This is a genomic window from Paenibacillus sp. JT31N11 (assembly GCF_056269285.1).
The window spans coordinates 1,720,387-1,733,548 of record NZ_JBWDNQ010000001.1 but is presented as its reverse complement, the minus strand read 5'-3'; the positions used below and the strand labels follow the sequence as shown (position 1 = coordinate 1,733,548).

Here is a 13,162-nt window from a genome sequence, read left to right as displayed (position 1 = left end):
GTTCCATCGCATCATATCGGATGGAGTTCACTCCATGTCAAGTGATTTTCATCCAGCCTTATATGGAAATGTCACGGTGAAATGCTCTTTTTCCCATATAGACGGACGACGAAATCATGAAACTGGCGTGCCGCCTGTGACAGATAGCGCTGTTCAAGCCAGGTCAAATGGAGGGTCCATTGGCATACAGGCTCTGTGATGTCCAGCAAATGAAGCGAAGAATACTCTTTTCTTGCCGCCGCCGGCAGAAAAGCGATTCCCAAACCCGCTCGGACCAAGCCGTCTATCGCCGCTGGCTCGTCTCCTTCGCACACAATATTTGGGACAAAACCTGCTTTCCGGCAGCATTCATCGGTTATATCGCGGAAGCTGTATCCGGTTTTCAGACTGACGAAAGATTCGTGGGCCACCTCGTGAAGGCTTATGCTTCGCCGGCCTGCAAGATGATGTGAAGCCGGTACAGCCAGCAGAATGTCTTCCGTAAACAAAGGCAAACAGCGGACCTCCGGCTGCTCAAAGGGCTGATAAGAGAAACAAAAGTCGATTTCACCGCTGAGAAGCCGGGTTTTCGATTCCTCTGTAGGAACCTGGATTACGCGAAAGCTGACATCGGGATGCTTGGAAAGAAAAGCGCCCAACAGCTTGGAGAAACGGTTTAAAGTTGTCACCGCCAGAGATACGCGCCCATGCTCCAGCCCCGACATATCCGCGAGCTCGCGCCGTCCTTCCTCCAGAGCTTTCAGAGCCGTCTCCGCTTTGATGAGAAAAGCTCTTCCATAGGCATTGAGCCGGATCTGCCGTCCCAAGCGGTCAAATAAGGGCACTCCCAAATCGTTCTCCAAGCGTGCAATTGTCATGCTTAGGGCCGGTTGGGCAATTTGAAGCTCGCGTGCGGCCTTCGTCATATGCTCCAGCTGCGCTACTTTTTGAAAATATTGGAGCTGCAATAAATCCAACGGAATTTCCACCTCAATCCATAACTATAAAGTGATTAATTTATAATTAAATATATATTTCTATTTATGAGTAATCAATCTTACAATAACAGTGTGCCGGTTGGGTTGAAAGAGGCTCCATAAGATGGTCACATAAAAGGAGGCAATATATAATGACATCGGCTGCGAGCACAGTGGCTGCCCCAATAGGGTCTGATCATCAGCGAGTAATGAAACGGGTCACATGGGTCGTTGCACTCGGCGTTTTGCTTAACCCGCTGAACTCATCCATGATCTCCGTAGCGCTTCTGAATATCGGCTCCAGCTTCGGGGTCGGTATAACGACCGTAACCTGGCTGATTTCGAGTTTCTACCTTGCGGCGACGGTAGGCCAGCCCTTGATGGGCAAGCTTGCGGATCTGTTTGGTCCCCGCCGCGTTTTCAGCACCGGAATGGCGCTGGTTATCATCAGCAGTCTTCTCTCTGCCTGGGCGCCGTCTTTCGGTTGGCTGCTCGCACTTAGAATCCTGCAGGCTTTCGGAAGCACATGCGCATTTCCTGCCGGTCTGTCGATCATTCGCTCCGTTTCCCGAACGGCAGACCGTGATGACGGTAAAAGCTCAACTGCGGCACTCGGGCTAATCTCCATTACCGCCAACGTCATGGCGGCATTTGGGCCTACTTTGGGCGGCCTTCTGGTTGCTCATGCGGGATGGCAATCCATCTTCTGGATCAATGTACCGGTTGCGGTTCTGGTGCTTATCCTGGTATTCAAGTGGATCCCTGCGGACATGCAGAATCAGCCTCCGGAAGCGCGGAAAGGCGTTCTGCACATGATCGATCTTCCGGGAATCGTCTTGTTCAGCGGCATGTTCGCAAGCCTGATGTTCTTCCTGGTCACGCTTGGAAAAGGTACCCAATGGTGGCTGCTGATCGTCGTTCCGGTTGCCGGAACTCTGCTGATCCTGCGGGAGCTGCGTACGGATAAGCCGTTTCTGGATGTCAGGATGCTGGCTTCGAATATCCGGCTTACTTCCGTATTTGCCCAGTATGCCGGTCTGAATATCGTGTTCTATTCGCTCTTCTTTGGCTTGCCGTTATGGCTGGGCCAAGTTAGAGGCTACGATCCGCAGACCGCCGGATTACTGATGCTTCCTTTCGCAGGTATCGGCGTATTGACGACCCCGCTCGCGGTCCGGATGATTCGCCGTGCAAGCTACCGGCAGCCTGTCATCATCGGCAGTATCGTGCTTGTAGCGGGTACCCTCCTGCTCCTTGTGCTTGGGCCTCATACTTCTGTTCCGATCATTCTGCTGGTCGCTGCAGTCATCGGCATCTCAAATGGAATGAACAATATGGGGCTTTCAACAGCCTTGTACAGCCATACGAAACCGGCAGAAACCGGCGTTGCATCCGGCTTGTTCCAGACGTTCCGTTCCGTGGGCAGCATCTTTTCCACCAGTTTGCTGGGGCTTATATTCGGCGGCTCGGTGACGACTTCAGGTTTACACATCATTGCTGTGGTGACGGCAGTGATCAGTGCCGGGCTCCTCGCGGTCGGTTGTTCCCGAAGGCTAACTTGACGCCCGATACAGAAGGAACGATTTCAAATTTTAAGAAAGCTTCACTTTCGGAAAAACAGCAAAAAACGGCTCTATTCGCATGGTTGGCGAAAGATCCGTTAATGCTGCCCTGAAGTTTCACTGTAAAAGCTCAAGCGCAGGAGCTTTGCGATAGGAGCGAATAACTGAAGGAAAAGCTGGAGATTTTATAGGTGAATATCGATATCAAGACACTTAGGCGGCACTGCAAGCCCGCTGCCTATACGGCAAAAGCCTGTTGAGAGTTCTCAACAGGCTCTGCGCAATGATGCGGTTATCATGGCTATGTTCATGCAATCGTTAAGGCCGCGATCACTCAGATCGTGAATTTCACACCGGTCATCTCTTCGCTGAGCCGCCACAGCCGCTCTGCCAAGCCGGGATCGATCGCCCATTGTACGACACCAGGCCCCATCGGTGCGTCAGCAGGGACAACTACGGAGATATCGGTATCCTCGCAGTAAACGCCGCCCATGCCATCCAGCTGCGTATTCGCTGCACACCATACACTTGTCGCCGCTCCCTGCTCCGTGGTCTTGAATACGTACAGGGGCTCAGCAGGAGGATTGCCTTCCTCGTCAAGCCCACCTGAGGCGCTCAGCTCCTCTTCCGACATATAACGCACCAATCCGCTCATGACTGCGCCAGGGTGAACGGCAAAGGCGCGGACGCCATGCTCCCGGCCCCGCCTGTCCAATGCGATTGCAAACAACGAGTTGGCAGATTTGGACTGTCCGTAGGCCTGGTATTTGTCATATGCCCTGCGTTCGAAGTTGGGATCGTCAAAATCTACGCTTCCGTAGCGAATTCCAACGGAAGAAAGCGAGACGACCCGCGCGCTTCCCGACTTGACCAAAGCCGGCCAGAGCCGCGCCGTCAACTGGAAGTGTCCCAGATGATTGGTAGCGAATTGGGTATCGTAACCACGCGCGTCGTGTACCTGCGGCGGTCCCATAATGCCGGCATTATTGATCAGAATGTCCAGCGGCCGTCCAGAATCCTGAAACCGCTGCGCGAAGGCGTCGATGGAAGCGGGATCGATCAGATCCAGCTCCTCCAGCTCCACTCTCGGAATACCCGATAATGAAGCACGGGCTTTCTCTGGCGTGCGGGCGGGGACAATGACCGTCGCGCCTGCTTCTGCCAAAGCGCGGGTTGTCTCAAGACCGATGCCGGAATATCCGCCGGTTACGATGGCGGTTTTGCCCGTCAAATCACGTCCGCCAAGCGCCTCGCGTGCTGTTGTTTGCGGCCCAAAGCCCGAAGGAATCGGTGCCTGAGGTGTTATTGTATCTATGTTGTCCGTTTGCATATTCAATCTCCTCCTCATTTCAATGATGCTTAATCTTGTCCAAAAAAAGTGGTTTAGCTGCGTTCATTATTCCCGAAACAGTGTATATTTCAGTCATTGGCGACTCGATTTTTATTTTTTTCTCCTACAATAGGCTGCAGCACAGAAACGATCGAGACTGGTCATGCCGTATTCCCATCCCTTGTCCTCCTCTCTGCCCATTGCCTATTCGGCTAAGCAACTGAAGCTTATTCCTTGGAGTATACTCCATGTCAAGCGATTTTCTTTTTCTTTTAAATAATGCTGCCGCCTTAAAATGCTCCCTTCCGGGAGCGGGAATAGGCTCCGGACGAAAAAAATACCCGGATCCTGTCAATCCGGGCCATTCTCCGATTTAACTATTTTTAAGAAGCAGCTGCCGGCAAGCTGTGAAGTATTCAGAACTTCAGTCATGCCTCTGTCCGCCGCTAATGTAAAATCACCTTGTCGCAAGTCCGCATCGTGGTCAATCGATTGTGATAACTTCCCGTTAAGGCAAAGGGGATGCTTCGCCTGTCAATGCTGCAGATGAAGTGCTTGAGCCACCTGCACCCTTCCGGAGAAAAATGTCGCGCCATTGCCCATATCGGCAACGCGGTCCGGCGTCAGCGCGTTGACGAGCGCCTTGCCGCCTGCGGCATCGGACCAGAGTCCCTGACTGACAACGACTCCAGGCAGAACATCGCTGCCAACCGCCGCCGCAAGCTCACAGCTTCCCCGTCCATTCCATACCCGTATCGTGTCTCCATCCCGGATACCGCGTGCTTCGGCATCCAGGATATTCATATAAAGCCGCGGCGCTTTTTCCATCCGTATATGCTTGTCGTTCCCGGCGAATGTCGAGTTGAGAAAATTGTGATTGGCCGTCGGTATGAACAGCAGTGGATGCGGACCGTCGTCAACCAGCGGCACGTAGGTCGGCAGAGCCGGATACCCGCTGCGCTGCATCGCTTTGGAATACAGCTCGATACGGCCGCTTGGTGTATGCAGTTTGTCCTGGAGGACCGGCTTCACGTCGGCCTTGGCGAACTGGCTCGCCGTCAGGCCTTCCAGCGTAATTCCCCGCAGGCGGGGATTGCCCGGAGCGTCCAGCGCCTGTTCGATCATATCCTTCTCGGTATCGCGCAGCGGCTGCTCGTCGAAGCCCATCGCCTGCGCCAGCAGCCTGAATACCTCGACATTGGACTTGCTTTCCCCGCATGGCTCTATGACCGGCTGCTGCAGCTGCACATAATGATGCCAATACGATGTATAAAGATCGGTATTTTCGAATGACGAGGTCGCAGGCAGCACGATATCGGCGAACTTCGCCGTCTCGGTCAGAAACAGATCGTGAACCACAGTAAACAAATCCTCGCGCGCCAGCCCTTCCCTTACTTTATTCGCTTCGGGGGCGACAATCGCCGGATTGGAGTTATACACGTAGAGCGAGCGGATCGGCCGGTCCGGCTCCAGCAGGGCGCTGCCCAGCAGATTCATATTGATTCGCCGGGTGTTCTTGCGGCTCAGACCGGGACGCTCCAGGGCGGATTTGTTCAGGCTCAGATAACCGCCGTTGCCTTTTATCGCGCCGCCGCCTTTGACCAGCCACTGCCCCGTGAGCGCAGGCAGACAGGCGATCGCGCGGGTGGTCATGCCCCCGTTATCGTGATGCTGTGGTCCGTTTCCGATCCGGATAAACGACGGTGTCGTGCTGCCGTACAGCCGCGCAAGCTTATAGATGTCATCCACAGGCACGCCCGTAATGGCGGATACGACGTCCGGCGGATACTGACGGACATGCTCGCGCAGCTCCTCATGTCCGACCGTATACTGTTGAAGAAAATTCTCGTCCGTCAGCCCCTCCGCAAACAAAATAAACATAATTCCCAGCGCCAGCGCCGCATCCGTGCCGGGTATAACGGGAATGAACCAGTCAGCCCACTTCGCCGTCCGGTTCCGGTGAACATCGATAACGATGATTTGCGCCCCCTGCTTGCGCGCCTTCTCGGCGATCGTAACCTGGTGCATATTCGTGCTGACCGCGTTGATGCCCCACATGATATGAAGCTTGGCATGAACCGTTTCCTCCGGATCCGTGCCGTAGCTGCCGCCCATCGTGTAGCGGTAGCCCTCTGAGCCAGCCGCTTCGCATATGGAATAAATGAGCCGGCTGGCTCCCAGGCGGTTGAAGAACCTCCGCCCCATTCCTTCGGTGCCTATTCTGCCCATATTGCCGTAGAAGCTGTAAGGCAGAATCGACTCTGCTCCCTCACCGGAAGCAGCAAGTGTCTTCCACCGGGAGGCGATGGTCTCCAGAGCCTCCTCCCAGCTGATGCGCCGGAACTGCCCGGAGCCCTTGGTCCCCGTCCGCAGCAGCGGATGCTGCAGGCGGTTAGGATCGTAGATCCGCTCTGTCATATTGCGCACTTTGTTGCAAATGGCCCCTTGTGTGACAGGATGGGACGGGTCACCGTCTATTTTTACGATTTTCCCAGACTCCTTGCGGACCAGCAGGCCGCATTGATCCGGGCAATCAAGCGGACATACGGAAGGGAAAACCCCGTTCGGTTGATCAATAAACGAAGACTTCATAGCGATGACTGCTCCTTTCGGCGAGGCGGGAGATTGATGTTTTATCGTTTAATGATAGCACAAACGGGAAGAAATGCCTGCTGCATAATGATTAGCGGGATCAATTCACGCATTCTCATTGGCAGTCGCCGTTCAAAGCAAGCCGCTCCTCGCAGGTTTAAAAGGGTTTGAACACCATCAGCATAATCGAGATGAAAACGGCCAGATTCGCAATTCCTTCCAACCAGGCGGAGCGCCTGCGGCTCCGCCGGTACTCGTCCGGCAGCGCATCTCCTTGCGACAGCTGCAGCAGCGCAAGCTGCTCTTTGATGCCGGATGGAAGCAGGACTGCCAGAATGACCAGAATGACGAAGAAGATGGCTATCGAGACCACATACCACATCTGGTGGAACAGATAGGTTTGCAGGAAGCCGAGTGCCAGACCGGTCAGAAGCAGCAGCGTCCCGCCGGCTTTCGGGAGGATCGCCATCTTCTCCAGCAGCGCCAATCCGAACCTGGCCTGCCCTGCCGTGCGGACGCTGCTCATGATTAATGGATAACCGATAACGGCGCAGATAGCTGTCACGGCTGAGATAATATGGATGAACAACAGATAAGTATACATGGGAATGCCTCCTAATATGATGGTGTGTCCTGTCAATCCTTACGAAAGGGGCTGCCCGGTACGCCGGTCATACCTCCCAGCAAGACCGGCTGCCTGCTGAAGCATGGCTTCCCGCAAGGACGCTGCGCACCGCGGCGTTGAAGCTGAATGGATTTGGATGAGCGCTTACGATTAATGTGTTCTTGGATTAACCACATTAATAATTTTTTATTATCATCGTTCAATTATCTAACTGTGTTATTTTTTGCGAAAAGAAAAGGGGAGCTACCCCCATGCCTTGATATATAATTCCACCATTCGTTCGACCAGCACCTCGGCGCGTTCCTTCCCGCCTTTCATGCGGCCCTGAATCGTCAGTGAAATCATGCCATGCAAATTGCTCCAAAATAAATCGACTTCACCGTCAAGATCATTCGTCTCGATGTTCAGACAGTCAGTAATGGCGTCGCGCAGCAGGAAAAATACCCGAACGGGTTCCTCGGGAGTTTCCCGCGTCCCAAACGAAACGCCTCCAAGGCCGTGCATGATTTCGTATAATTCGCGTTCCCGGAAAGCAAAAGCCCAGTACGCCTTGGCAATGGCGTACAGTGTTTGCTGCGGCGTTTCCTTGTTCTCCTCTTTAGCCTTCGCCAGATCGAGATAGAGCAAGTGAAATCCATCCTTCAGCAGCTGAAAAAGCAGCGCATCCTTGTTCTCGAAATACTCATAAATAGTCGGCGGACTGTATTCGATCCGCTCTGCTACCTTGCGTATCGTTATGCCCTGCCATCCCTCTTCGGAAGCGATCTCCCTCGTCGCAAAAATAATTCGCTGCCGAAGCTCCTGCTTATGCCGCTCACGGCGACTCAAATGGGTCAGCCTCCTTAAAATATTATTCTCATTCAGAAATATAACATCGTTAGATTTTCATGTCAATGAGTTGTATTTGATTTCTGTTTTCCCAGGCCTGGAATTGAAATTTTAATCACGGATATCCGTACTGCAGCCGCGGCCATGGCGATAGACAACAGGCATACCCCAAGAAAATGAAACAGGCTGTTCGCAATGAACAAATCCTCAAGGTTATCGGCTTGTATCGCTGCATGTACAAACACGATCGCATAAGGATGCAAAATATAAACCCACACCCGCCATTCCCGGAAGGCTTTGCTTGATCTCCCCTTCCATTTCCGCGCCCATTGAAATAAAAAATAAGCGGCTGGCAGAGCAAAAATATACATACCGTCCTGCCTGGGAATTCCCGCTGAATTCAGGAGGATTCCCTCGGCAAGCATGAATCCGAGCGATACCATAAACAAGCCGGCATTCTTCATTGCGCTCCCAGCCGGCTGTGGCCGCTTGGCTGCCCAAGCACCCAATACAAGATAAACAGGAGCGTAAAACAGCCCGTTGCGCGTATTGTCAAACAAAGCGAACATTCCATCATAGACTTGTGTAATTCCTTTATTGTCCACAATAAGTCCATAATAGCTCCCGCCAAGCAGCCCGAGGACATACAACAAGCCAGCCGCTGCAAGCAGCGCATTCATCGACATTCTCTTATACATGAAAAAGGTCATATATAACCCGACAAGCAAAGCCGGCAAATACCACAAATGATAAAAGGTGCCGTCAAATATAAGGTCCCTGATAAAGGAATACACGGTAAAATGAACGGTGAAATAACCAGTATATATGTTTAACGGAATATACAACAATATGGCAATCGCATATAGTATTCCAATTTTTTTCGAATAGCGAAACAGCTTTTTTTTATCCGCTGCGGGGTCGCCGGTCAGCTTGCGGAAGAAAAAGAATCCTGAGGTTATGAAAAACACAGGAACGGCTATACGCGTAAGGACACCGCTTATCAGAAAATCGGCATAGGGACTGTAGGTTTGCAGCGGGCCGGTATGATTGGCAACAACCAATATAGCAGCCAGAAATTTCAACCAATCCAGTCCGCTGAAATCCGGTTTGGAATTCATGGGTTCGTCCTCCTTATCCCTTATTCATCTATTGTTAGGATGTGGAATTGCATAGAGCGCTATTCAGCTTCCCTTGCCATGGACTGCAGTTTTTTCTTTGCACGATGCAGCTGCGACTTCACTGCGCTAACGGAAGTGTTCTGATAGGAAGCAAGCTGTTCATAGGTCATTCCATATTCATAGATAAGCAGTAGCGCATTCTGATGCTTTGGCTGCAAGGAGCAAAGCAATTGGCGGTCAATCTTCATCTCAATGGAGCGCTCCATCTCGTCTTCGGTAGCCCCGGCTAATAATTCAATATGTTCGTTGAAAATTTCCTGCCTTCTAAGTCTCTTTCGGTATAAGTCGATCGCTGTATTTCTGGAAATAACCTTGAGCCAGGCATCCTTCTTTGCTTTATCTTTGAAGGTATTGAAACGGCGGAAAACCTTGACGAAGGTTTCCTGAACCACATCCTGTGCCAGAAAATGGTCTCTTATTACCGAAAAAGCTGAATAATAGACTTGTTTATAGTACGTTTCATATAAAGTATTGAAAGTCTCGTCCACTGTCCTGTCTTTCATTATGACATCCTCCTATCCCTTCTTCCCCTTTAGAATAAGGAAAACTGTTTAAATCGAAATGGGGTTTAAAATTAAATTTTTATAAAACTTTTCATCAAGAAACGGCTTCTATGAATTGTCCGTCATCATGCTGAATGGAAAAAAGCAGCGCACGGGGTGGCTGCTTCTTGCTTCAATAATTGCTATTCGTTCAGATAGGTTGTTATCCGGTTCTGGATCAGCTTCGCCACTTCCTCCGCGGACTTCTGCCCGCCGAAGAAGGTCAGGCCCTCCTCGGAGACAATGGAAACCACTTTACCGTCAAGTACCGCGAAGTTATCCGCTGTATCTATGAGCTGCTTGAACTGGGTAAATTCTTCGTCCGATACCTGGACTGCTTTCCCGTCTGCCAGCTTGTATGTTCCGCTTTTGACTTGCTGCTGAATATCGTTTAATGTCTTCTCGTTAACCGATTTAAGAAGTGAAAATCCTTCCCGATCCTGCAGGGATTGCCCTTCTGCGGATAGCAGGAAGGCAATGAGCTTCCAAGCCTCCTCCTGGACCTGAGATTTGGCTTGTATCGCGAACTGGGACATGGGGATAATTCTCATTCCGCCTGATTGACCTTGGGCATGGGGCTTTTGCAGCAGCTTCGGACTTGAGAATAAGGCATGCGGACCATTGATCAAATCTGCGGGCGACTGCACGACAGTCGAGAAGAACATTTGCTTGCCGACTTCCGCCGGGCCCGCAGTCATGATTTTGTCATCGTACATTTTTTTTATTTGCTGCATCGTGTCCAGGAACACAGGAGAATCGAACATGGCCTTTTTCGCCGCGCTGTCAACGAATTCCGGGTAATGATCCACAACCATTTCCTGAAGGAGGACATCCGGCGGATAATCCGCGATCGCATAGCGGTTCGCGTTGCCGTTCTCCTGCTCCTTTTGAATAATCTGCTTCGCAATCTCTGTAAATTCATCCCAGGTCCAGTTCTTGTCGTCGACATTCGCGTTCTCCAGAACGCTCCCGTCGCCTACGAACGCCCGGAGGGAAAAACCCGAAGGGATGGCATATGTACCGCCATTCATCTTGATTGCATTCAAGATATTCATCTCCAAATCGCTCTTGTCAAGCGTCTTGTCTTGTTCCATGAGATCATCCATGTTCAGGAAAAGCTGTTTGCTCACGTATTCCTCGAAAGGCAGCCTGCTTATTTCGTAAATATCCGCGCCTTTTCCCGAAAGCAGCTCTGTATTCATCGTTTTTTGATATTTTTCATAATTGGCCGAGTCCACTTGCTCGCCTGCCTGCAGATAAGCCTTAATTTGCAAATCGATGTCCGGGTACTTCTCCTCAAACTTTTTCTCTAACGTCTCATAAAAGGGACTCGCTTGCTGGATAGACAACGTGACGACGGTTTTATCTTCTGTAGTCGCCGTCTTCTCATTGCCCGCTGTTTCGCCGCTGTCTCCGGAACTGCACGCGGTCGTTGTTATCGTCAATAGAATAAGTATGATGCACATCCACTTTCTCATTGTATGAATACCTCCTGTAATATGGTGCTTCATGCTTGACTACTGCAGACGGACACGGTTTCCGTCCTGCAGGGGCTCGCTGCTTTCCAGAATAATCCGGTCATCCTCATAGAGATTATCCGACTGAATCATCGTTTCCTTGCCATTCGTTTCACTGGACTGAATCTGGACCTTGCGGGCAACGAATACATTGCCCAGTGCGCCCCGCTGCTCTTCAATCTTATAAACAAAACTGCCGTCGCCTTCCCGGTGAACAGCTTCATTGGAAACGACAAGTCCTTGTTGACGGGAGGGCTTCCCGATTTTGATCTGCGCCTGTTCACCCCCTTTCAGCTTGGCATCAACGATCTTCACATGAAGAAGCTTCTGGTGGATCGTTAAGCTCTTGTCCGCTTCGGCACCGGACGAGTCCGCGGCCAGCGGCTCTGCATTCTTTATTTCCTCAATGATGCCATCGATCATGCGGCTCTGCTGCTCCTGTACGGAATGGACCTCGACCTTTAACTTCTCTCCGGCCGTAATTCCCAGACTGGTCAATAACGATGAATCCGCAGAAATATCCAATTGGTAGCCCTTGCTGTTGTTCGAGACAAGAATATCCGGTCCTGCCGTTGATGTTAATCCTTCTATGGCATTCACTTGCGTTATAATTCCGTCGAATGGAGCGGTGAGTTCCTGTTGACTTTCCAGATTCTCTCTAAGTGCGTTAATTTTGCGCTCCTGTGCCGCCAAATCCAGCTTAAGTGTTTCGATCTCGCGTCCGGCACTCCGGATCTTCACCGGGTCCCCGTCCTTGGCTGTTAAGATGAACTGATCCTGAACATTTTGCAGCCCGATTTTCTGCTTGTTTAAATTGGTTATTTCATCTTCCAATTCCCGTTCGGCAGATTTGCTGTCATAGGTAATCAGCTGCTGGCCTTTCTTCACATGATCCCCTGGTTTGACGAGAATCTCCTGGACTTTCCAGCCTGCGGGATTCAAGAGCCCGGCTTCAGCGAGCGGCCGCAGAATACCGCTGCCTTCGAGCGTAAATGCAATACTGCCATTGACCGGCTTCTCCGTTCTCACTTTCGGCAGAGTCAGCGATTGCAGCGTATTGCTGAAAAATGTAAAAAACATCAGCAGACCCAATAGAGCAATGGACATGACTTGAATCATCCGTTTGCGTCTGCGATCAGCCGCTTCTTTCTCCAGCTCCATTTCCCGTCTCCTTCCTGAAAGTTTTGCGCGAGACAAAACTATCATTTGATGCCGGACAATTGAATGCCCTCGATAAAATAGGTTTCCGCATACAGAAACAACAGCACCATCGGAGCCATATAGAGCACGGATGCGGCAAAAGCAATTCCCGGCTCGCCATTGAGTCTGGATAAATAGACGGAAAGCGGCTGCTTGAACGGATCGTCCAGAAATATAAGCGGCTGCTCCACCATATTCCAATAATCGACGAACAAGAGAACCACGAGCGCGGCAAGACCCGGTTTGACCATAGGGACGATGACCGTCCGGAATATCCGCAACTGGCCGGCACCGTCCATCTTGGCCGCTTCGATATAGGCATACGGAATATGCAGCATGAACTGGCGAAGCATAAACACGCCGAAGGCGGCGAAAATGCCGGGCAGGATTATGGCGTTTGAGCTGCCCAGCAATCCCAGCTTGTCAGCCATAATGTAATTCGGCACAAGTGTCACCTGGAACGGCATGAGCATCGTCAACAGATAGATCAGAAACAGCGTATCGCGGCCGCGAAATTTCAGCTTGGAGAGCGCATAGGCGGCAAGGGCCGCCACAAGGGTCTGCCCCGCAATGATCGGTACCACCAGCCACACCGAATTCCAGAACATCGCCAGATATCTGGGGCTGCTTATGAGTACCTTGCCGTACTGCTCCAGAGACACTTGATCCGGCAGCAATTTCAAATTTACAAAAGGAATAGCTTTTCCGGCAGCCGTCTCATTCATCTGCCCGATTGATCCATAGTCAATGTCAATTTCCTGTCCGGTCATGAGCGAATTGGTGAACGTAATCACAATGGGAAACAATAACAGGAGCGCTATGGAACCCATGA

General features: G+C 51.4%; 11 protein-coding genes. 1 reads left to right on the top strand and 10 read right to left on the bottom strand.

The genetic code is table 11. The features are described 5' to 3' along the window. Positions 1-71: 71 nt before the first annotated feature. Positions 72-956 (bottom strand): LysR family transcriptional regulator, encoded by an 885-nt coding sequence (locus AC0YNV_RS07465; protein ID WP_475767096.1) that lies wholly within the window; start codon positions 954-956, stop codon positions 72-74. A 152-nt stretch (positions 957-1,108) separates the two neighbouring features. Between AC0YNV_RS07465 and AC0YNV_RS07460 the strand changes: the two genes are divergently transcribed. Beyond that, positions 1,109-2,518 carry an MFS transporter gene (locus AC0YNV_RS07460; RefSeq protein ID WP_475767094.1) on the top strand — a complete coding sequence of 470 codons (1,410 nt, stop codon included), beginning with the start codon at positions 1,109-1,111 and terminating at the stop codon, positions 2,516-2,518. A 334-nt stretch (positions 2,519-2,852) separates the two neighbouring features. Here the strand turns inward: AC0YNV_RS07460 and AC0YNV_RS07455 are convergent, their stop codons facing one another. From AC0YNV_RS07455 to AC0YNV_RS07415, 9 genes are all read right to left on the bottom strand, one after another. Further along, positions 2,853-3,848 carry an oxidoreductase gene (locus AC0YNV_RS07455; protein ID WP_475767092.1) on the bottom strand — a complete coding sequence of 332 codons (996 nt, stop codon included), beginning with the start codon at positions 3,846-3,848 and terminating at the stop codon, positions 2,853-2,855. 534 nt (positions 3,849-4,382) lie between these two features. After that, on the bottom strand, positions 4,383-6,440 hold the full coding sequence (locus AC0YNV_RS07450; RefSeq protein WP_475767090.1) for a molybdopterin oxidoreductase family protein: 2,058 nt from the start codon (positions 6,438-6,440) through the stop codon (positions 4,383-4,385). A 157-nt stretch (positions 6,441-6,597) separates the two neighbouring features. Beyond that, the gene (locus AC0YNV_RS07445) at positions 6,598-7,044 is read right to left on the bottom strand and encodes a DUF2269 family protein (protein ID WP_475767088.1); all 447 of its coding nucleotides are present in this window, start codon (positions 7,042-7,044) and stop codon (positions 6,598-6,600) included. 264 nt (positions 7,045-7,308) lie between these two features. Further along, a complete protein-coding gene (locus tag AC0YNV_RS07440) occupies positions 7,309-7,893 on the bottom strand; it encodes a TetR/AcrR family transcriptional regulator (RefSeq protein ID WP_475767087.1) in 585 nt (194 codons plus the stop codon). Positions 7,894-7,955: 62 nt separating this feature from the next. After that, positions 7,956-9,011: an acyltransferase family protein gene (locus AC0YNV_RS07435; RefSeq protein WP_475767085.1), complete on the bottom strand. Its 1,056-nt coding sequence runs from the start codon at positions 9,009-9,011 to the stop codon at positions 7,956-7,958. 59 nt (positions 9,012-9,070) lie between these two features. After that, the gene (locus AC0YNV_RS07430; protein ID WP_475767083.1) at positions 9,071-9,574 is read right to left on the bottom strand and encodes an RNA polymerase sigma factor; all 504 of its coding nucleotides are present in this window, start codon (positions 9,572-9,574) and stop codon (positions 9,071-9,073) included. 182 nt (positions 9,575-9,756) lie between these two features. Continuing rightward, complete coding sequence (locus AC0YNV_RS07425; protein WP_475767081.1) at positions 9,757-11,091, bottom strand: ABC transporter substrate-binding protein; 1,335 nt, start codon at positions 11,089-11,091, stop codon at positions 9,757-9,759. Positions 11,092-11,130: 39 nt separating this feature from the next. Continuing rightward, a complete protein-coding gene (locus tag AC0YNV_RS07420; RefSeq protein WP_475767080.1) occupies positions 11,131-12,291 on the bottom strand; it encodes an efflux RND transporter periplasmic adaptor subunit in 1,161 nt (386 codons plus the stop codon). A gap of 41 nt (positions 12,292-12,332) precedes the next feature. Next, positions 12,333-13,160: a carbohydrate ABC transporter permease gene (locus AC0YNV_RS07415; protein WP_475767337.1), complete on the bottom strand. Its 828-nt coding sequence runs from the start codon at positions 13,158-13,160 to the stop codon at positions 12,333-12,335. Positions 13,161-13,162 lie beyond the last annotated feature (2 nt).

Excerpts from the sequence above, each read along its gene's own strand:
- AC0YNV_RS07460 (WP_475767094.1), top strand. The coding sequence starts at position 1,109 with ATGACATCGGCTGCGAGCACAGTGGCTGCCCCAATAGGGTCTGATCAT.
- AC0YNV_RS07455 (WP_475767092.1), bottom strand. The coding sequence starts at position 3,848 with ATGCAAACGGACAACATAGATACAATAACACCTCAGGCACCGATTCCT.
- AC0YNV_RS07450 (WP_475767090.1), bottom strand. The coding sequence starts at position 6,440 with ATGAAGTCTTCGTTTATTGATCAACCGAACGGGGTTTTCCCTTCCGTA.
- AC0YNV_RS07445 (WP_475767088.1), bottom strand. The coding sequence starts at position 7,044 with ATGTATACTTATCTGTTGTTCATCCATATTATCTCAGCCGTGACAGCT.
- AC0YNV_RS07435 (WP_475767085.1), bottom strand. The coding sequence starts at position 9,011 with ATGAATTCCAAACCGGATTTCAGCGGACTGGATTGGTTGAAATTTCTG.
- AC0YNV_RS07430 (WP_475767083.1), bottom strand. The coding sequence starts at position 9,574 with ATGAAAGACAGGACAGTGGACGAGACTTTCAATACTTTATATGAAACG.
- AC0YNV_RS07425 (WP_475767081.1), bottom strand. The coding sequence starts at position 11,091 with ATGAGAAAGTGGATGTGCATCATACTTATTCTATTGACGATAACAACG.
- AC0YNV_RS07420 (WP_475767080.1), bottom strand. The coding sequence starts at position 12,291 with ATGGAGCTGGAGAAAGAAGCGGCTGATCGCAGACGCAAACGGATGATT.
- AC0YNV_RS07415 (WP_475767337.1), bottom strand. The coding sequence starts at position 13,160 with ATGGGTTCCATAGCGCTCCTGTTATTGTTTCCCATTGTGATTACGTTC.